Source organism: Kitasatospora sp. NPDC058162 (assembly GCF_042884005.1).
Taxonomy (GTDB): domain Bacteria; phylum Actinomycetota; class Actinomycetes; order Streptomycetales; family Streptomycetaceae; genus Kitasatospora.
This window is the reverse complement of sequence record NZ_JBHVUS010000012.1, coordinates 94,008-111,212: the sequence shown is the minus strand read 5'-3', so window position 1 is coordinate 111,212 and position 17,205 is coordinate 94,008. Positions and strand designations below refer to the sequence as shown.

The 17,205-nt window shown below is 70.7% G+C and carries 18 protein-coding genes; 7 read left to right on the top strand and 11 right to left on the bottom strand.

The window, feature by feature from the left end:
• Positions 1-29 precede the first annotated feature (29 nt).
• On the bottom strand, positions 30-1,001 hold the full coding sequence (locus tag ACFVXG_RS22910; RefSeq protein ID WP_387930164.1) for a LuxR C-terminal-related transcriptional regulator: 972 nt from the start codon (positions 999-1,001) through the stop codon (positions 30-32).
• Between the two features lie 400 nt (positions 1,002-1,401).
• On the opposite strand from ACFVXG_RS22910, the gene ACFVXG_RS22905 reads away from it, so the two are divergent.
• The 4 genes from ACFVXG_RS22905 (at position 1,402) to ACFVXG_RS22890 (ending at position 4,512) form a co-directional block, all read left to right on the top strand.
• The gene (locus ACFVXG_RS22905; RefSeq protein WP_387930162.1) at positions 1,402-1,536 is read left to right on the top strand and encodes a hypothetical protein; all 135 of its coding nucleotides are present in this window, start codon (positions 1,402-1,404) and stop codon (positions 1,534-1,536) included.
• A gap of 7 nt (positions 1,537-1,543) precedes the next feature.
• Complete coding sequence (locus ACFVXG_RS22900) at positions 1,544-1,861, top strand: hypothetical protein (protein ID WP_387930161.1); 318 nt, start codon at positions 1,544-1,546, stop codon at positions 1,859-1,861.
• A gap of 158 nt (positions 1,862-2,019) precedes the next feature.
• Positions 2,020-3,285 carry a hypothetical protein gene (locus tag ACFVXG_RS22895; protein WP_387930160.1) on the top strand — a complete coding sequence of 422 codons (1,266 nt, stop codon included), beginning with the start codon at positions 2,020-2,022 and terminating at the stop codon, positions 3,283-3,285.
• A 114-nt stretch (positions 3,286-3,399) separates the two neighbouring features.
• Positions 3,400-4,512 carry a transglycosylase family protein gene (locus tag ACFVXG_RS22890; protein ID WP_387930158.1) on the top strand — a complete coding sequence of 371 codons (1,113 nt, stop codon included), beginning with the start codon at positions 3,400-3,402 and terminating at the stop codon, positions 4,510-4,512.
• A gap of 374 nt (positions 4,513-4,886) precedes the next feature.
• On the opposite strand, the gene ACFVXG_RS22885 is transcribed toward ACFVXG_RS22890, so the two are convergent.
• The 8 genes from ACFVXG_RS22885 to ACFVXG_RS22850 are packed head-to-tail and all read right to left on the bottom strand — an operon-like array spanning position 4,887 to position 11,779.
• On the bottom strand, positions 4,887-5,300 hold the full coding sequence (locus tag ACFVXG_RS22885) for a metal-sulfur cluster assembly factor (RefSeq protein ID WP_387930157.1): 414 nt from the start codon (positions 5,298-5,300) through the stop codon (positions 4,887-4,889).
• A gap of 22 nt (positions 5,301-5,322) precedes the next feature.
• Positions 5,323-5,775 carry a Fe-S cluster assembly sulfur transfer protein SufU gene (gene sufU / locus ACFVXG_RS22880; protein ID WP_387930155.1) on the bottom strand — a complete coding sequence of 151 codons (453 nt, stop codon included), beginning with the start codon at positions 5,773-5,775 and terminating at the stop codon, positions 5,323-5,325.
• Positions 5,776-5,795: 20 nt separating this feature from the next.
• Positions 5,796-7,043, bottom strand: coding sequence for a cysteine desulfurase (locus ACFVXG_RS22875; protein WP_387930349.1), 1,248 nt, complete (start codon positions 7,041-7,043; stop codon positions 5,796-5,798).
• Positions 7,044-7,099: 56 nt separating this feature from the next.
• Positions 7,100-7,864, bottom strand: a complete 765-nt coding sequence (gene sufC, locus ACFVXG_RS22870) for a Fe-S cluster assembly ATPase SufC (protein WP_350506659.1) — start codon at positions 7,862-7,864, stop codon at positions 7,100-7,102.
• 6 nt (positions 7,865-7,870) lie between these two features.
• Positions 7,871-8,188: a bifunctional 3-phenylpropionate/cinnamic acid dioxygenase ferredoxin subunit gene (locus ACFVXG_RS22865; protein ID WP_350506658.1), complete on the bottom strand. Its 318-nt coding sequence runs from the start codon at positions 8,186-8,188 to the stop codon at positions 7,871-7,873.
• Between the two features lie 5 nt (positions 8,189-8,193).
• Entirely contained in the window at positions 8,194-9,441 is a 1,248-nt protein-coding gene (sufD, locus tag ACFVXG_RS22860) for a Fe-S cluster assembly protein SufD (protein WP_387930152.1), read from the bottom strand.
• A gap of 57 nt (positions 9,442-9,498) precedes the next feature.
• Positions 9,499-10,914: a Fe-S cluster assembly protein SufB gene (gene sufB, locus ACFVXG_RS22855; protein WP_350506656.1), complete on the bottom strand. Its 1,416-nt coding sequence runs from the start codon at positions 10,912-10,914 to the stop codon at positions 9,499-9,501.
• 49 nt (positions 10,915-10,963) lie between these two features.
• Positions 10,964-11,779 (bottom strand): helix-turn-helix transcriptional regulator, encoded by an 816-nt coding sequence (locus ACFVXG_RS22850; RefSeq protein ID WP_387930151.1) that lies wholly within the window; start codon positions 11,777-11,779, stop codon positions 10,964-10,966.
• Positions 11,780-11,943: 164 nt separating this feature from the next.
• Here ACFVXG_RS22850 and ACFVXG_RS22845 point away from each other — a divergent pair, with 164 nt between their 5' ends.
• Entirely contained in the window at positions 11,944-12,873 is a 930-nt protein-coding gene (locus ACFVXG_RS22845; protein WP_387930150.1) for an ABC transporter ATP-binding protein, read from the top strand.
• A 41-nt stretch (positions 12,874-12,914) separates the two neighbouring features.
• On the top strand, positions 12,915-13,634 hold the full coding sequence (locus tag ACFVXG_RS22840) for an ABC transporter permease (RefSeq protein WP_387930348.1): 720 nt from the start codon (positions 12,915-12,917) through the stop codon (positions 13,632-13,634).
• 79 nt (positions 13,635-13,713) lie between these two features.
• Here ACFVXG_RS22840 and ACFVXG_RS22835 read toward each other — a convergent pair whose 3' ends face one another.
• Both ACFVXG_RS22835 and ACFVXG_RS22830 read right to left on the bottom strand, forming a co-directional pair.
• A complete protein-coding gene (locus ACFVXG_RS22835) occupies positions 13,714-14,376 on the bottom strand; it encodes an LAETG motif-containing sortase-dependent surface protein (protein WP_387930148.1) in 663 nt (220 codons plus the stop codon).
• 338 nt (positions 14,377-14,714) lie between these two features.
• A complete protein-coding gene (locus ACFVXG_RS22830) occupies positions 14,715-16,025 on the bottom strand; it encodes a choice-of-anchor A family protein (RefSeq protein ID WP_387930146.1) in 1,311 nt (436 codons plus the stop codon).
• Between the two features lie 185 nt (positions 16,026-16,210).
• Between ACFVXG_RS22830 and ACFVXG_RS22825 the strand changes: the two genes are divergently transcribed.
• Positions 16,211-17,191 carry a heme A synthase gene (locus ACFVXG_RS22825; protein ID WP_387930144.1) on the top strand — a complete coding sequence of 327 codons (981 nt, stop codon included), beginning with the start codon at positions 16,211-16,213 and terminating at the stop codon, positions 17,189-17,191.
• The last annotated feature ends 14 nt before the right edge of the window (positions 17,192-17,205 follow it).

Below are 17,205 nucleotides of genomic sequence, written 5' to 3'. Positions count from 1 at the left end.
ACTCCGGGCCGGCACGCTGCGCGGGTGGTTCAGAGCCAGCCCTGGTGAGCGGCTTTGATGCCTGCTTCGAAGCGGCTGCCCGCGCCGAGGCGCTCCATGATCGAGGCCATGTGCCGGCCGACCGTGCGCGAGGAGATGCCGAGCCGCTGGCCGGCGGCGTCGTCGGTGAGGCCGGAGCCGAGCAGGCGCAGCAGTTCGCGCTCGGTGGCGGTCAGGCCGGTGCGCGGGTCCTCGGGGGTGGTGGCGCCGAGGGGGACGGCGGCGTTCCAGGCCTGTTCGAAGAAGTCGAGGAGGGCCGCGAGGATGCCGGGTTCGGTGACGTGCAGCGCGCCCTTGCGGTTGTCGGTCGGGTCGATGGGGACGAGGCCTTGCACGCGGTCGACGACGACCAGTCGCTGGGGGATCGTGGGGGCGGTTCGGACCTCGCCGCCCTGGCTGAGCAGCCACTGGGCGTAGGTGGTGACGTGCGGCTGGTTGCGCGTGGAGTCCTGGTAGAGCGTGCGGATGGCGATGCCCCGGTTGAGGGCTTCGGCGTCCGCGGGGCGGCTGGCGTCGAGGTCGTCGGGGCGCTGCTCGCCGGGCTGGCTGCTGAGGACCTCGGTGGTGGCGGAACGGCCCATCTGTTCAAGGCAGTTGTGGATGGCGTCCATGCCCGTCAGTCGCTCGCCGTGGGTGCTGCGGTGCTCGGCGCGCTCGGCGACCATGCGCGTGACGGCGGCCCGCGAGGCGGCCAACCGGGCCTGCCGGGCGGCGAGTTCGGCCTCCTGGTCGGCGAGCACGTCGGCGAGGCCGATCTCCGGGCTCACCGCGCGCATCTGGCCGGGCCGCTCGGCGGAGACCCGCACCAGAGTGAGCCGGCTCAGTTCGTCGAGGTGCTCGTGCACCTCGACCTGCGAGAGGCCGCAGTGGACGGCTATCTCGGCCAGGTCGAAGCGGGGGTGGTCCAGCATCGACCGGTACACCGCCACGGCTCCGGCGGTCAGCCCCAGCACTTCCAGCATTTGTGATTCCCCCAGGTCAGCAGCGGTACGCCCGTCGAACTCTCGGGTCGTATCCAAACAGCGACCACCCTTTTCCTTCAAGATCTTTTCGAAGGCTTTTGTGATGCTTCATCCGATTCACCGGGCGATTGAGTCCACCGTCACCCCGCCCCGGCATGACGAACCCGCGCCGCCTCGTGCGCGATTGCCCGGAGTTTGCTGGCATGTCCATGACGCATTGTCCGGATCCGGACAGGCCGATTGCCGACACCGGAAACGTCTTCCGAGGGTGCTCACCAGGGGCGAAGCTGGTGATCGCCGCCGGGGAACGCCCCGGAGCGACAGCCGGACGAAGCGTCAACCGCGGGACGTACGACCGGTACAGGACAGCCACACCCATCGACAGTGAGGGACTCCCGCCATGCTCCGCACCCGTATCGTCCAGGCCGCCGCGGTCGCCACCCTCGCCCTCGCCGCCATCACGGCCGCCTCCGCCACCGCCGTAGCGGCTCCGGCTCCGACCGTGACCCTGGCGAGCCTCGGATGGGGCGGCTGAGCCACCCATGGAGATCATCTACGCCAGCCTGACCAGCCGGCAGTCCGACGACGGCGCCCGGCCCGGCCACGAAGCAGACGTCGTGGACGCCCTGTGGGCCCACGCCCTGCCCGACGACGGGCTCCAGCACGTCAGCGCGCGCCGCGAACCCGGACGAGTCGATCTCCTGCTCTTCCTGCTGACCACGGACCCCTCCGGTGGCCCCGGCCCGCTCCACCGCGCCCACGGACTGATCGCCCGCAGCCACCGTCTCTCCCCGCTGCTCCACCGGCACTACCTGCCACCGGAGTTGCTCACCTCGGCGGCGGCGCCCACCCACCCGTGACGGGGGCCCACCGCCCGTTCGCACCCCAGACTTCCGGCCCGCCCGACGGGTCCGTCCCGCCGCAGCGGGACACTCCGGCGCGCACGCGTGTGAACACCCACGCGTCATAGGACGCCGGCCGCACCCCACGCCTCTCCCCGCCGATTCGGAGTACCGCCATGTCTTCCTTCGCCTCGAAGCTCACCCGCGTCGCCCTGGCCGCCGCCATCGCCGCCTCGGGCGCGGCCACCGTCGCCGTGTTCGCCCCGACCACCGCGCAGGCGGCAACCACCACGTCCTCCGTGGGCGGCCAGATAACCCGCAGCGAGGTCCTCGCCCGCGCCCAGTACTGGCTGGGCAAGCCCCTCACGTACGACCAGAACGGTGCCTCCACGGACTCCTCCGGCCGTAGCTACCGCACGGACTGCTCGGGCTACGTCTCGATGGCCTGGCACCTCGCCAGCAGCCCCAACACCCAGGGAATCGCAGACTCCTTCACTGTCCCGATCTCCCGTAGCGACCTGCGGCCCGGCGACGTCCTCAACTCGTACTACGAGCACGTCCTGCTCTTCGCCAAGTGGGACGACGACGCCCACACCAAGTTCTCCTACTACTCCTTCGGCTCGACCCCGGTGAAGTACGTGACCGGCAAGTCGATCAACGACCCCACGATCGACAGCCACGCGAACAGCAACTACCAGGCCCTGCGCTACAAGAACATCATCGACGACCCGACCGGGCCCTCGACGTACAGCGGCGACCTGCCGGTGTCCGGCCGCTGGAGCAACGGCTCCGCCACCACCGTCGGCGTCTTCCGCGACGGCACCTGGGCCCTGCGCGACGCGAACGGCAACACCACCCCCGTCGGCTTCGGCCAGGCCGGCGACCTCCCGATGACCGGCGACTTCGACGGCGTCGGCCACGACCAGCTCGGCATCTTCCGCCCCAGCACCAACACCTTCACCGTCCGCCACGACGACACGACCGTCACCTCGCTCGCCTTCGGCCAGAACGGCGACATCCCCGTCCCCGGCATGTGGGACCACAACGGCCACGCCCAGATGGCCGTCTACCGCCCCGGCACCAACACCTTCGTGGTCCGCCACGACGACGGCACGGTGAGCACCGCCGGTCTCGGCCAGGCCGGGGACACCCCGATCGTCGGCGACTGGGACGGCGTCGGCCACACCCAGATGGGCGTCTTCCGCCCCGGCACCAACACCGGCGACCAGAACCTCGTCGTCCTCCGCCACGACGACGGCACCGTCACCACCGCCGCCTACGGCGTCAAGGGCGACCTCCCCGTCACCGGCGACTGGGCCAACAAGGGCCGCACCACCTACGGCGTCTACCGCCCGGGCAACGCCACCTTCGCCCTCAGCAACGCCTACGCCGGCACCGCCGACTCCGTCTTCACCTACGGCAACGGCGGCACCTGGTCCTGACGACCGGTCACACCACCGGGGGCGGGCCGCACCACCTCCGCCCCCGGTGAGCCTCCAACCAGGCTCCCCCGCCCGCGACTTCCCTCCGCACCGCACCCGAGAGCGAGATCCTCCATGCCCGCCAAGCCGTCGACCCCGTCCGCCACCGCCCGTCTGGGCAAGGCCGCCCTGCTCGTCGCCTGCGCCGCTGCCGCCGCCGCCCCGGTCCTCACCGCCGGCACCGCCTCAGCCGCGTCCGTGACCACCTGGGACCGGGTCGCCATGTGCGAGAGCACCGGCAACTGGAGCATCGTCAGCGCCAACGGGCTGTACTACGGCGGCCTGCAGTTCTCCTCCAGCACCTGGAAGGCGTACGGCGGCACCGACTACGCGCCGCAGGCCAACCTCGCCACCAAGTACCAACAGATCGCCATCGCCGAAAAGGTCCTCGCCGACCAGGGCCCGGGCGCCTGGCCGGTCTGCTCTGTGAAGGCCGGTCTCACCAAGGACGGCCCGGCCCCCGCCTTCCCGACGGCCACCAAGCCCTTGACGTACAGCGGCGACCTGCCCGTATCGGGTCGCTGGAGCAACGGTTCCGCCACCACCGTCGGTGTCTTCCGCGACGGCACCTGGGCCCTGCGCGACACCAACGGCAACACCACCCCCGTCGGCTTCGGCCAGGCCGGCGACCTCCCGATGACCGGCGACTTCGACGGCGTCGGCCACGACCAGCTCGGCATCTTCCGCCCCAGCACCAACACCTTCACCGTCCGCCACGACGACGCCAGCGCCACCTCGCTCGCATTCGGCCAGAACGGCGACATCCCCGTCCCCGGCATGTGGGACCACAACGGCCACGCCCAGATGGCCGTCTACCGCCCCGGCACCGGCACGTTCATCGTCCGCCACGACGACGGCAGCGTCTCAACGGCCGCGCTCGGCCAGGCCGGGGACACCCCGATCGTCGGCGACTGGGACGGCGTCGGCCACACCCAGATGGGCGTCTTCCGCCCCGGCACCAACACCGGCGACCAGAACGTCATCGCCCTGCGGCACGACGACGGCTCGGTGACCACCGCCGCCTACGGCGTCAAGGGCGACCTCCCCGTCACCGGCGACTGGGCCAACAAGGGCCGCACCACCTACGGCGTCTACCGCCCCGGCAACGCCACCTTCGCCCTCAGCACCGCCTACGCCGGCACCGCCGACTCCGTCTTCACCTACGGCAACGGCGGCACCTGGTCCTGAGCCTCACGATCCCGTCGAGTCCGACGCACTTGAGCAACTACCAGGCGATGGCCCTGCACCACGTGGTGCAGGGCCATCGCCTTCCTGTGGCCGGCCGGCTGCCCGGTTCCGGCTGGGACCTGGTCGACAGCGCACCGTCGCCGCGGCCCGGCCGTTGGCGAGGGTGGCCCGGATCGCCCGGGTTCTCGGGCCCAGGCACTCGGCCGCGCCCGGCCGAACCGGTGGAACAAGGCACGACGGGTGGGGGGTGGACGGTGGGGAACGGCGCTGAACCTGCCCAGCAAAGCGGATCACGCGCGGGTGTCCACCGGAGAACGCCGAAACGCCGCCGCCCGGAGTCCCGGGCAGCGGCGTTCGGTACGGCGGCGAAGACCTCAGACGTTGAAGCCCAGCGCCCGCAGCTGGTCGCGGCCGTCGTCGGTGATCTTGTCCGGGCCCCACGGCGGCATCCAGACCCAGTTGATCCGCAGGTCCTGGACCAGGCCGTCGGTGGCGGTCTTGGCCTGGTCCTCGATGACGTCCGTCAGCGGGCAGGCCGCCGAGGTGAGCGTCATGTCGATGGTGGCCACGTCGGACTCGTCGATGTGGATGCCGTAGATCAGGCCCAGGTTGACGACGTCGATGCCCAGTTCGGGGTCGACGACGTCCATCAGGGCCTCGGTCAGGTCCTCGACCGAGACGGTGCCGGCGGTGGTGCCGACGATGACGACGCCGTTCGGCTGCTCCTCCGCGGCGGTGTCCGCAGCGGAGGCCGTGGCGTCGGCGGTGGTGGTGCTCTCGTCACTCATGGTCTTGTCCTCCTCTGCAGGATCAGTCGTTCACGACGGGGTGATTGGCGAGCGCCTGGGCGGTGGCGTCCTTCCAGGCCATCCAGCTGAGCAGCGCGCACTTGACCCGGGCCGGGTACTTGGAGACGCCGGCGAACGCGACCGCGTCCTCCAGCACCTCCTCGTCGCCCTCGCCCTGGCCCTTGCTCTGCATCAGCTCCAGGAAGGCCTCCTGGACGGCCTGGGCCTCGCCGACGGTCTTGCCGACGACCAGCTCGTTCAGCACCGAGGCGCTGGCCTGGCTGATCGAGCAGCCCTGGGACTCGTACGAGACGTCGGCCACGGTCGCGCCGTCGAGCTTCACCCGCAGGGTGATCTCGTCGCCGCACGTCGGGTTGACGTGGTGCACCTCGGCGTCGCCGTCCCGCAGCCCCTTGCCCTTCGGGTTGCGGTAGTGGTCCAGGATGATGTCCTGGTACATCGAGTCGAGCTTCATGATCGTCCTGCCCTGTCCCGTCAGCCGAAGAAGTTCCGGACGTGGTGCAGGCCGTCGATCAGCGCGTCGACCTCGCCCGGCGTCGAGTACAGGTAGAACGACGCCCGCGTGGTCGCCGGAATTCCGTACCGGAGGCAGACCGGACGTGCGCAGTGGTGTCCGACGCGCACGGCGATGCCCTGCTCGTCCAGCACCTGGCCCACGTCGTGCGGGTGGATGTCGCCGAGGGTGAAGGAGATCGCGGCGCCGCGGTCCACGGCCGTGCGCGGACCGATGATCCGCAGGTCGGGGACCTCCAGCAGGCGCTCCACCGCGTACTCGGTGATCGCGTGCTCGTGCGCGGCGATCTTGTCCATGCCGATCGCCGACAGGTAGTCGATGGCCGCGCCGAGCCCGACCGCCTGGGCGATCGGCGGGGTGCCGGCCTCGAACTTGTGCGGCGCCGGGGCGTAGGTGGACGAGCCCATGGTGACGGTCTCGATCATCTCGCCGCCGCCGAGGAACGGCGGGAGGTCCTCCAGCAGCTCCTGGCGGCCCCAGAGCACGCCGATGCCGGTCGGGGCCAGCATCTTGTGGCCGGTGAAGGCGACGAAGTCGGCCTCCAGCGCCTGCACGTCGAGCACCATGTGCGGCGCGGCCTGCGAGGCGTCGATGACGACCAGCGCGCCGACCGACTGGGCCTTGCGGACGATCGTCTCGACCGGGTTGATCGTGCCGAGCAGGTTGGAGACCAGGGTGAAGGAGACCACCTTGGTCTTCTCGGTGATCAGCTCGTCGATGTCCGACAGGTCGAGCCGGCCCTCGTCGGTGAGCCCGAACCACTTGAGCTTCGCACCGGTGCGCTGCGACAGCAGCTGCCACGGGACGATGTTGGAGTGGTGCTCCATCTCCGTGATCACGATCTCGGAGTCGGCGTCGACCTTGTACGGCTCGTCGGCCCAACCGAGCATGTTGGCAACGAGGTTGAGCGACTCGGAGGCGTTCTTGGTGAAGATCACCTCGTTGCGGCTCGGCGCGTTGACGAAGGCCGCGACCTTGTCGCGGGCGCCCTCGTACAGCGCCGTGGCCTCTTCGGCGAGCACGTGCACGCCGCGGTGGACGTTGGCGTTGTGCCGCTCGTAGTAGCCGGTCAGCGCCTCGAGCACCTGGCGCGGCTTCTGCGAGGTGGCCGCGTTGTCCAGGTAGACGAGCGGCTTGTCCTCGTGGAGCAGCCGCTGCAGGACCGGGAAGTCCTTGCGGATCGCGTCGGTGTCCAGCAGGCCGGACAGCGGAGCACCGGACAGCGGGCCACCGGACAGCGGAGCACCGGACAGCGGGGTATGGGTCACTCGGAAGCGCCCCCCTTCACATACGCCTCGTAGCCCTCGTTCTCCAGCTTGTCGGCCAGCTCGGCGCCGCCGGACTCGACGATGCGGCCGCCCGCGAAGACGTGGACGTGGTCGGGCTTGATGTACCGCAGGATGCGGGTGTAGTGGGTCACCAGCAGGGTGCCGACCTCGCCGGTGGAGCGGACCCGGTTGATGCCCTCGGAGACGATCCGCAGCGCGTCGACGTCCAGGCCGGAGTCGGTCTCGTCGAGGATCGCGATCTTCGGCTTGAGGAGCTCCAGCTGGAGGATCTCGTGGCGCTTCTTCTCACCGCCGGAGAAGCCCTCGTTGACGTTGCGCTCGGCGAACGCCGGGTCCATCTGCAGGGCGGCCATCGCCTCCTTGACTTCCTTGACCCACAGCCGCAGCTTGGGGGCCTCGCCGCGGACGGCGGTGGCGGCGGTGCGCAGGAAGTTGGAGACCGAGACGCCGGGGACCTCGACGGGGTACTGCATGGCCAGGAAGACGCCGGCCTTGGCGCGCTCGTCGACGGACATCTCCAGGACGTCCTCGCCGTCCAGCAGCACGGTGCCGCCGGTGACGGTGTACTTGGGGTGGCCGGCCAGCGAGTAGGCCAGGGTGGACTTGCCGGAGCCGTTCGGACCCATGATGGCGTGGGTCTCGCCCTGCTTCACGGTCAGGTCGACGCCCTTCAGGATCTCGCGCGGGCCGTTCTCGGCCTCGACGGAGACGTGCAGGTCGCGGATTTCAAGGGTTGCCATGTGTACTCAGGACTCCTGGTTGACGGAGACGAGCACATCGTCCCCTTCGATCTTTACGGGGTAGACAGCGACCGGCTTGGTGGCGGGCAGGCCGGAGGGCTTGCCGGTGCGCAGGTCGAAGCTGGAACCGTGCAGCCAGCACTCGATCATGCAGTCCTCGACCTCGCCCTCCGAGAGCGAGACGTTCGCGTGCGAGCAGGTGTCGTTGATCGCGAACACCCCCTCGTCGGTGCGGACGACCGAGACCGGCACGCCGTTGAGGTCCACGCGCTTGGGCACGTCCTCCTGGAGGTCGCTCAGCGCGCAGGCACGGAGGAAGCTCATCGGGATCAGACCGCCGCTTCCAGCTCGGCGTCGATCTTCTCCATGAGCTGCTCCTGGACCTCGGCCACGCCGATCTGCTGGAGCAGCTCGGCGAAGAAGCCGCGGACCACCAGGCGGCGGGCCTCGTCGGCGGGGATGCCGCGGGCCATCAGGTAGAACAGCTGCTCGTCGTCGAAGCGGCCGGTCGCCGAGGCGTGGCCGGCGCCGACGATCTCGCCGGTCTCGATCTCCAGGTTCGGGATCGAGTCGACCCGGGCGCCGTCGGTGAGCACCAGGTTCCGGTTGAGCTCGTAGGTGTCGGTGCCGAGCGCGGCGGCGCGGATCAGCACGTCGCCGACCCAGACCGCGTGGGCGTCCTGGCCCTGCAGCGCGCCCTTGTACGCCACGTTCGACCGGCAGTGCGGCGTGTCGTGGTCGATGACCAGGCGGTGCTCCAGGTGCTGGCCGGCGTCGGCGAAGTACAGGCCGAACAGCTCGGCCTCGCCGCCGGGGGCCGCGTAGTTGACCCGCGGGTGCAGGCGGACCAGGTCGCCACCGAAGGTGACGACCACGGACTTGAACGAGGCGTCCCGGCCGACCAGCGCACTGTGCTGGGCGGTGTGGACGGCGTCCCGGTCCCAGTCCTGGACGGAGACGAAGGTGAGCTTGGCGCCGTCGCCGACCAGCAGCTCGACGTTGGCGGCCCGGGTGCCGGTGCCCTCGTGGTTGAGCACCACGACGGCCTCGGCGAACGGCTTGACGTCGATCACCACGTGGGCGAAGCGGACCCCGCCCTCGGCGCGCACGTCGATCCGGACCGGCTCGGTCAGTACCGCGTCCTTGGGGACGGTGACCACGAGCGCCTGCTCGAAGGCGCTGAACGCCTGCGCGGCGACCCGGTCGACCGGCGTGCCGGCCTTGCCCAGCCGGGCGTCGTCCCGGCCGACGGTCTCGGTGGTGACACCGTCCGGCAGCGTGAACTCGACCTTGTCCTCGCCCCGCTCGCCGGCGGCGGCGGTGCCGTCGTGCAGACCGCCGAGGCGGTGCAGCGGCGTGAACCGCCAGTCCTCCTCGCGGCCGGTGGGCACCGGGAAGTCGTTCACGTCGAAGGACGGCTTGACCGCGACGCGCGCGTCGATCGGCTGCTGGACGGTGGTCCGGCCGGTGCCGGGGCCGGCGAGCTGCGCGCCCGCGCCCGCGGTGCCGACCTCGATCGAACCGGCGGTGGTCGCCCCGGTGGTGTTCCCAGCGACATTCAAAGGCGTGTCAGCCATGGCTGTTCGTAGTGCTCTCTTCTTCGGAAATCAGTGGACGGCGACAGCGGTCGGGGGTCAGCCGACCGAGCCCTCCATCTGCAGCTCGATCAGCCGGTTGAGCTCCAGCGCGTACTCCATCGGCAGCTCGCGCGCGATCGGCTCGACGAAGCCGCGGACGATCATCGCCATGGCCTCGAACTCGGTCATGCCGCGGCTCATCAGGTAGAACAGCTGGTCCTCGCTGACCTTGGAGACCGTCGCCTCGTGGCCCATGGACACGTCGTCCTCGCGGACGTCCACGTACGGGTAGGTGTCCGAGCGGGAGATGGTGTCGACCAGCAGCGCGTCGCACAGCACGTTGGACTTGGCGCCCTTCGAGCCCTCGCCGATCTCGATCAGACCGCGGTAGGAGGTGCGGCCGCCGCCGCGCGCCACCGACTTGGAGACGATGTTGGACGAGGTGTTCGGCGCCATGTGCACCATCTTGGCGCCGGCGTCCTGGTGCTGGCCCTCGCCCGCGAAGGCGATCGACAGGGTCTCGCCCTTGGCGTGCTCGCCCATCAGGTAGACGGCCGGGTACTTCATGGTGACCTTGGAGCCGATGTTGCCGTCGACCCACTCCATGGTCGCGCCCTCGTACGCCACGGCGCGCTTGGTGACCAGGTTGTAGACGTTGTTCGACCAGTTCTGGATGGTCGTGTAGCGGCAGCGGCCGCCCTTCTTGACGATGATCTCGACGACCGCCGAGTGCAGCGAGTCGGAGGAGTAGATCGGCGCGGTGCAGCCCTCGACGTAGTGGACGTAGGCGTCCTCGTCGACGATGATCAGCGTCCGCTCGAACTGGCCCATGTTCTCGGTGTTGATCCGGAAGTAGGCCTGCAGCGGGATGTCGACGTGCACGCCCTTCGGCACGTAGATGAACGAGCCGCCGGACCACACGGCCGTGTTCAGCGCGGCGAACTTGTTGTCGCCGGCCGGGATGACCGTGCCGAAGTACTCCTTGAAGATCTCCGGGTGCTCGCGCAGCGCGGTGTCGGTGTCCAGGAAGATGACACCCTGCTCCTCCAGGTCCTCGCGGATCTGGTGGTAGACGACCTCGGACTCGTACTGGGCGGCGACACCGGCGACCAGGCGCTGCTTCTCCGCCTCCGGGATGCCCAGCTTGTCGTAGGTGGCCTTGATGTCCGCGGGCAGGTCCTCCCAGGACTCGGCCTGCTTCTCGGTGGAGCGGACGAAGTACTTGATGTTGTCGAAGTCGATGCCGGTGAGGTCGGAGCCCCAGGTCGGCATGGGCTTCTTGCCGAACAGCTTGAGGCCCTTGAGCCGCAGGTTCAGCATCCACTCGGACTCGTTCTTCTTCGCCGAGATGTCGCGGACGACGTCCTCGCTGAGCCCGCGCTTGGCCGTGGCACCGGCGGTGTCCGGGTCGGCCCAGCCGTACTCGTAGTTGCCGAGGCCTTCGAGCTCGGGGTGCGAAACGGTGTCAGTCATGCGAGCTTCCTAACGCGCGGACGCTGAATCTTCGGTGGACGCGGAGTTTTCATGTACTGGCAGTCGGCACTGCATCGGAGCCGCGGCCCGCGGGGGGCTGGGCGGGCGACGATGCGGCACCGGGTGCCGGCACATAGGTGGTGCAGACCCCGTCGCCGTGGGCGATGGTGGCCAGCCGTTGCACATGGGTGCCCAGGAGCTGGGAGAAGACCTCGGTCTCCGCCTCGCAGAGCTGCGGGAACTGCTCGGCGATGTGCGCGACCGGGCAGTGGTGCTGGCAGAGCTGGGCGCCCGCCGGGGCCTTGGCCACGGCCGACGGGACACGCCGCACCGTGGCAGCGTACCCGTCCGCGCTCAGCGCCTGGGCGAGGGCCTCCGGGCGTTCCTGGGCGTCGGCCCCCCGCAGTGTCTCCCGGTACTTCTCGCCCTGCTTGCCGAACCGGGCGCGGGCGAAGGCGGCGACCGCCTCCTCGCCCGCCTTGCCGCCGCCCACCGCGTCGGAGATCCAGCGCAGCGCGTCGGCGGCGAGCTGGTCGTACGCCTGGTAGAAGGCGTCCCGACCGGCGTCGGTGAGGGCGAAGACCTTGGCCGGACGGCCCCGGCCCCGGCTGCCGTAGACCCGCTGTTCGCGGGACTCGACCAAACCGGTGGCGGCCAGGCCGTCGAGGTGGCGGCGGACGGCGGCGGCGGTGAGGCCGAGCCGGGTCGCCAGGTCGGCGGCGGAGGAGGGGCCGTGGTCCAGGATCGACCGGGCGACCCGGTCCCGAGTGGCCCGGTGGCCCTCCAGCAGCACCTCGGCCGCCGTCACGGGCACGTCACAGCCGGGGGCCGACTCGGCCTCCTGCTGCGGGGTGTGCTCGCGCATGTTTTTCACAACACCAGTGTTGCGTAATTACTTCCGGCAGGACAAGCCGTGATCCAGGCCTCACCCGTGGCATCTGTCACGCAGGTAAGCCTTACCTGAGCTGCGAAAACGATCACCAAGGCCGGTGGACGGCCTGCGCGTTCGGCCCTCTTAGACTCGCCGGTATGCATTCCGAACCCGCGGTCCAGGTCGCCGGGCTGGTCAAGCGCTACGGCGACAAAGCCGCGGTGGACGGCCTCGACCTCACCATCGCACGCGGCGCGATCACCGCCGTGCTCGGCCCCAACGGCGCCGGCAAGACCACCACCATCGAGACCTGCGAGGGCTACCGCCGCCCCGACGCCGGCACCGTCCGCGTCCTCGGCCTCGACCCGGTCGCCCAGAGCGCCGCCCTGCGGCCCCGGATCGGCGTCATGCTCCAGTCCGGCGGGGTGTACGCGGGTGCGCGCGCCGTCGAGATGCTGCGCCACACCGCCAAGCTGCACGCCCACCCGCTGGACGTGGACGCCCTGGTCGAACGCCTCGGCCTCGGCTCCTGCGGCCGCACCACCTACCGCCGGCTCTCCGGCGGCCAGCAGCAGCGGCTCGCCCTGGCCATGGCCGTGGTCGGCCGCCCCGAACTGGTCTTCCTGGACGAGCCCACCGCCGGCCTCGACCCCCAGGCCCGCCGCGCCACCTGGGACCTGGTCCGCGACCTGCGCCGGGACGGCGTCACCGTGGTGGTCACCACCCACCACATGGACGAGGCCGAACAGCTCGCCGACCACGTCGCCATCGTCGACCGCGGCAAGGTCATCGCCGGCGGCACCACCGAGGAGCTGTGCCGCGGCGGTGCCGAGGACGCCCTGCGCTTCGACGGCCCGCCCGGCCTCGACCTCGGCCCGCTGCTCAAGGAACTGCCCGCGGGCGCCGCCGCCACCGAGACCGCCCCCGGCAGCTACCGCGTCGAGGCACCGCTCGACCCCAGCCGACTGCTGGCCACCGTCACCGGCTGGTGCGCGGCCTCCGGCGTCCTGCCCGAACGGCTCGCGGTGCAGCGCCGCAGCCTCGAAGACGTCTTCCTCGACCTGACCGGACGGGAGCTCCGCTCGTGACCGACTACTCGCCTAGGCCCGGTGCGGCCCCGGTCGGCCGGATGCTGCTCGCCCAGACGGCCTTCGAGACCAAGATGCTGCTGCGCAACGGCGAGCAGCTGCTGCTCACCGTGGTCATCCCGACCGTGCTGCTGGTGCTGTTCTCCGCCGTCGACGTCGTCGCCGTCGAGGGCCCCGGCAAGCGGGTCGACTTCCTGGCGCCCGGCCTGCTCGCGCTGGCCGTGATGTCCACCGCCTTCACCGGGCAGGCCATCGCCACCGGCTTCGAGCGCCGCTACGGCGTGCTCAAGCGGCTCGGCGCCAGCCCGCTGCCGAGGGGGACCCTGCTGACCGCCAAGACCGGCTGCGTGCTGGTCACCGAGGTGTTGCAGGTCGCCCTGCTGTCGGTGATCGCCCTGGCGCTCGGCTGGTCCCCGCACGGCAACCCCTTGGCCGTCGCCGCGCTGCTGGTCCTGGGCACCGCCGCCTTCTCCGGGCTCGGCCTGCTGATGGCCGGCACCCTCAAGGCCGAGGCCACCCTGGCCGCCGCCAACCTGGTGTTCATCCTGCTGCTGCTGGCCGGCGGGGTGATCGTGCCGCTCACCAAGTTCCCGGAGGCCGTACGGTCCGTGCTGGAGCTGCTGCCGATCTCGGCGCTCTCGGACGGGCTGCGCTCGGTGCTCCAGCACGGCGCCGGGGTGCCCTGGTCGGACCTCGGCATCCTGGCCGGCTGGGCCGTCCTGGGGCTGGCCGCGGCCGCGCGGTTCTTCCGCTGGGAGTGACCTCGCCCCCTCGCAACGCAGCGACGCCCCCGACCTCTTGAGGCCGGGGGCGTCGCGCGTTTCAGCCGATCGCCGAGGGTCAGCCCTGGCTGCCACCGCGCCGCTTGCGGGCGAGCAGCACGAGCGCGCCACCGACCAGCAGCACGCCGCCGCCGGCCGCCGCGATCATCGGGGTGGCGTCGCTGCTACCGGTCTGGGCCAGCGCCGGGGCGCTGGTGCTGGGCGCCGGGACGGCCGGGGTCTTGCTGGGGGTGGGGGTCACCGAGGGGGTCGGGGTGGCGCTCGGCGTCGGGGTCTGGGTCTTGGTCGGGGTGGGGGTAGGCGTGGGGGTCTTGGTGGGGGTCTCGGTCGGGGTCGGGGTGGGGGTGTGGCACGGCGCGATGGTCTTGGTCTCGTCGATGCTCCACCCCTTCTCGGCCGGGGTCTCGGTGGTCTTGACCACCAGGTGCGCCGTGACCGGGGCGTCGTGGTCCTTCACCGGGAAGGTGCCGTGGAACTCCTCGGGGAAGGTCTTCCCGTCCAGGACCTTCTCGTCGCCGACGGTGAGGCTGACGGTGTTCTGCACGTCCTTCTTACCGCTGTAGTTGATCAGGTCGATCACGACCTTGTCGCAGGTCACCGACCAAGTCGGCACGTGCGCCGAGGCGTTGGTGGCCAGTGCCAGCGGCAGGAGAATTCCGGCCGCCGCCGTACCGGCGAGTGCCGCCGCGCCCATCCGAATGTGCCGCTGCTGTCGCGCCATTACCCTGTTCCCCTCCGAACGGTCTTGCGCAGCAGGCGGGTTGAAGTGGTTCGTGGAGGCCCACTACGACATGTCCGGGGGACTCTACCGGCACTTCCACACCTCACCACACCCCGCCGTGCGACCGGATTTCGTCTGTCGGTCCGTTCCTGGATGTGCATGACCAGCCCATCACAGCTGCCACCTCGCAGAACGCGGAATCGGCAAACTTGAATGAACTTCGTCACCTTCAGAACAGAACGGCGCCCCCGGTGATCAGGTTCAATCACCGGGGGCGCCTGTCGACACGTCGACGAACAGCCGGGCTGCTCAGGCCCCTTCGGGCCTCTCAGGCTTTCTCAGGCCCGCTTCGCGGCCTTTCGCCGGGCCGCCACCACGATCCCGCCACCGGCGGCGAGCACCACGGCGCCGCCGATCGCCAGCGGCAGCACCGGGCCGGAGCCGGTGTGCGCCAAGTTGCCGCCCTCGTTCGCCTGGGCCGACGGGCTGGCCGAGGCACTCGGGACGGCCGCCGTGCCGGAGGCGGACGGGCTGGCCGAACCGCTCGCGCTCGGCTTGCCGGTCGCCGGAACGCTCGGCGAGCCGGACGGGCTCGCCGAGGAACTCGGCGTCACCGGGCTGGTCGGCGAACCGCTCGGCACCACCGGCGGCACGCTCGGCGTACCGGTCGGGGTCGGCACGACGGTGCCGGGCAGGCAGCCGGTGAAGGGGTAGTGGTGGGTCTCCGCGCCGCCCTTGCCGGTCAGCGAGGCCGCGATGACCGATCCGTTGACCGGTCCCCCACTCCCCAGGTCGAAGGCGGCGTTCGGCGCGAGCACGGTACCCGCCCAGGCGGCCCCGCTGTTCTTGACCACCTTGGTCGCGGTGGGGAAGTTCCAGAGCAGCTTGGCCCGGATCGCACCGCCCGCCGCGCTCTGGTTCTTGTCGTCCAGCAGGAAGGCCGACTTGCCCTCGTCCCACAGGTGGAAGCCGGTGGTCCCGGCGGCCGCCATGTCGTACGAGCCGCCGGTCACGTTGATGACGGTCACCGAGCCGGCCGGCACCTTGACGAAGACGTCCTTGGCACCCTGAAGCTTCCCGGCGTCGACGGTGAAGCTGTTGTACTTGGCGTCGCCGCCGGTGAAGGTGAGCTCGGCGCCCTTGGCCTGGACGGTGGCCCCGGCGGTCTGCGGCACGGCGGCCAGCGAGGTGGCGGCGGCGCGCAGCTTGGCGAACTCGGCCTTGAAGTCGATCGGCGACGCGCCCTGGGCGATGCTGCCCGCGTGGGCCTGAACAACGACGTTGTCGGCCTTGGAGCCGTAGACGCCGTTGCCCTTCATCACCTGGGTGTTCTGGCCGGTGATCCGGCCGGCCACGACCAGCGCGTTCTTACCGGGCAGGGCGTCGACCTCGGCGGAGGTGAGCTCCTGGCCGACGGAGAAGCCACCGGTGAAGTCGGCGTTGCCGCCGACCGCGACGGCGCCCTCGGCGTCGGGGGTGTGGGTGTCATCGCCCTCGATGAACTCGCCGTAGAGGTTGGCGACCCCGAGGGTGCGGCACTGCTCATCGGTGCCGGTGGTGCCGACGGCCTGGGCAGCTGGGGCGATCAGGCTCGCGAGTGCGAGCGAGCCGCCGACCGCGAGCGCGGCGGCGGAGGTGGAAATGCGCATGTGCGGGTCTCCGCTTGTGCGGGAGGAGTGGGAGAGGCCCGAAAAAGGTATGGACCAATCCGCACTCTTTCGGCCAAACGGGTGAATGGTCAAGACCACTGACCGGCTTGCCCGAACAGTCCGCTTTGCTCACCGGCCGGTGCAGCCCGCGCCCCGCCCCAAGATCGCCCGTAAAGCCGCCTACGATGGAGCCCGTGCTGAACCCCTTCTCCCTGCTCGCCGAGCGCTGGCAGCCCACCGCCGCGATGGTCCGGCGCGCCACGTTCGCCGCGCTGGTGATGAGCGTGGTGATCGTCGTCACCGGCGGCGCCGTCCGCCTCACCGCCTCCGGCCTCGGCTGTACCACGTGGCCCCGTTGCACCGCCGAGAGCCTGACGCCCACGGCGGAGATGGGCTTCCACGGCATCGTCGAGTTCACCAACCGGATGCTGACGTACGTGCTGAGCGCGGCGGTCGGCTGGGCGATCCTGGCGGCGCGCTGCCACCGCCCGTGGCGGCGCAGCATGACCAAGCTCGGCTGGGCCCAGTTCTGGCTCGTGATGAGCAACGCGGTGCTCGGCGGCATCACGGTGCTGACGGGCCTCAACCCGTACACGGTGGCGCTGCACATGATCGCCGCGATGGCGCTGGTCTGGGTCGCCCTCCTCATGTGGGAGCGGTCGAAGGAAGGCGACGGCGCCCCCAAGCTCGCGGTCGCCCGCCCGATCCACCAGCTCTCCTACGTCCTGGTCACCGTGGTCGGCCTCCTGGTCGCGGCGGGCACCCTGGTCACCGGAGCCGGCCACCACCCGGGCACCCCGCAGGACAACAAGATCGTCCCCCGCATCCCGATCGACTACGACAGGCTCGCGCAGTTCCACGCCGACCTCGCCTTCGTCTCGGTCGGCCTCACCATCGCGATGATCTTCGTCTTCGCCGCGATCAAGGCTCCCCCGGCAGCCAAGGCCCGCACCAAGGAACTGCTGGCCGTCCTCCTCCTCCAGGGCGTCTTGGGTTTCATCCAGTACTTCACCGACGCCCCCGAGCTCATGGTCGGCCTCCACATGCTCGGCGCCACCCTGACGTGGATCGCCGCCCTGCGCATCCCCCTCGCCCTCCGCACCCGCGAGGCCGAAGCAGTCGTCGACGAACTCCCCACCCAGGCCCCCCAGGCCGCCGCAGTCTGAGCACCGTCGCGAAG

Coding starts and splice junctions, on each gene's coding strand:
- ACFVXG_RS22910 (WP_387930164.1), bottom strand. CDS start 1,001: ATGCTGGAAGTGCTGGGGCTGACCGCCGGAGCCGTGGCGGTGTACCGG.
- ACFVXG_RS22905 (WP_387930162.1), top strand. CDS start 1,402: ATGCTCCGCACCCGTATCGTCCAGGCCGCCGCGGTCGCCACCCTCGCC.
- ACFVXG_RS22900 (WP_387930161.1), top strand. CDS start 1,544: ATGGAGATCATCTACGCCAGCCTGACCAGCCGGCAGTCCGACGACGGC.
- ACFVXG_RS22895 (WP_387930160.1), top strand. CDS start 2,020: ATGTCTTCCTTCGCCTCGAAGCTCACCCGCGTCGCCCTGGCCGCCGCC.
- ACFVXG_RS22890 (WP_387930158.1), top strand. CDS start 3,400: ATGCCCGCCAAGCCGTCGACCCCGTCCGCCACCGCCCGTCTGGGCAAG.
- ACFVXG_RS22885 (WP_387930157.1), bottom strand. CDS start 5,300: ATGAGTGACGAGAGCACCACCACCGCCGACGCCACGGCCTCCGCTGCG.
- sufU (WP_387930155.1), bottom strand. CDS start 5,775: ATGAAGCTCGACTCGATGTACCAGGACATCATCCTGGACCACTACCGC.
- sufC (WP_350506659.1), bottom strand. CDS start 7,864: ATGGCAACCCTTGAAATCCGCGACCTGCACGTCTCCGTCGAGGCCGAG.
- ACFVXG_RS22865 (WP_350506658.1), bottom strand. CDS start 8,188: ATGAGCTTCCTCCGTGCCTGCGCGCTGAGCGACCTCCAGGAGGACGTG.
- sufD (WP_387930152.1), bottom strand. CDS start 9,441: ATGGCTGACACGCCTTTGAATGTCGCTGGGAACACCACCGGGGCGACC.
- sufB (WP_350506656.1), bottom strand. CDS start 10,914: ATGACTGACACCGTTTCGCACCCCGAGCTCGAAGGCCTCGGCAACTAC.
- ACFVXG_RS22850 (WP_387930151.1), bottom strand. CDS start 11,779: ATGCGCGAGCACACCCCGCAGCAGGAGGCCGAGTCGGCCCCCGGCTGT.
- ACFVXG_RS22845 (WP_387930150.1), top strand. CDS start 11,944: ATGCATTCCGAACCCGCGGTCCAGGTCGCCGGGCTGGTCAAGCGCTAC.
- ACFVXG_RS22840 (WP_387930348.1), top strand. CDS start 12,915: ATGCTGCTCGCCCAGACGGCCTTCGAGACCAAGATGCTGCTGCGCAAC.
- ACFVXG_RS22835 (WP_387930148.1), bottom strand. CDS start 14,376: ATGGCGCGACAGCAGCGGCACATTCGGATGGGCGCGGCGGCACTCGCC.
- ACFVXG_RS22830 (WP_387930146.1), bottom strand. CDS start 16,025: ATGCGCATTTCCACCTCCGCCGCCGCGCTCGCGGTCGGCGGCTCGCTC.
- ACFVXG_RS22825 (WP_387930144.1), top strand. CDS start 16,211: ATGGAGCCCGTGCTGAACCCCTTCTCCCTGCTCGCCGAGCGCTGGCAG.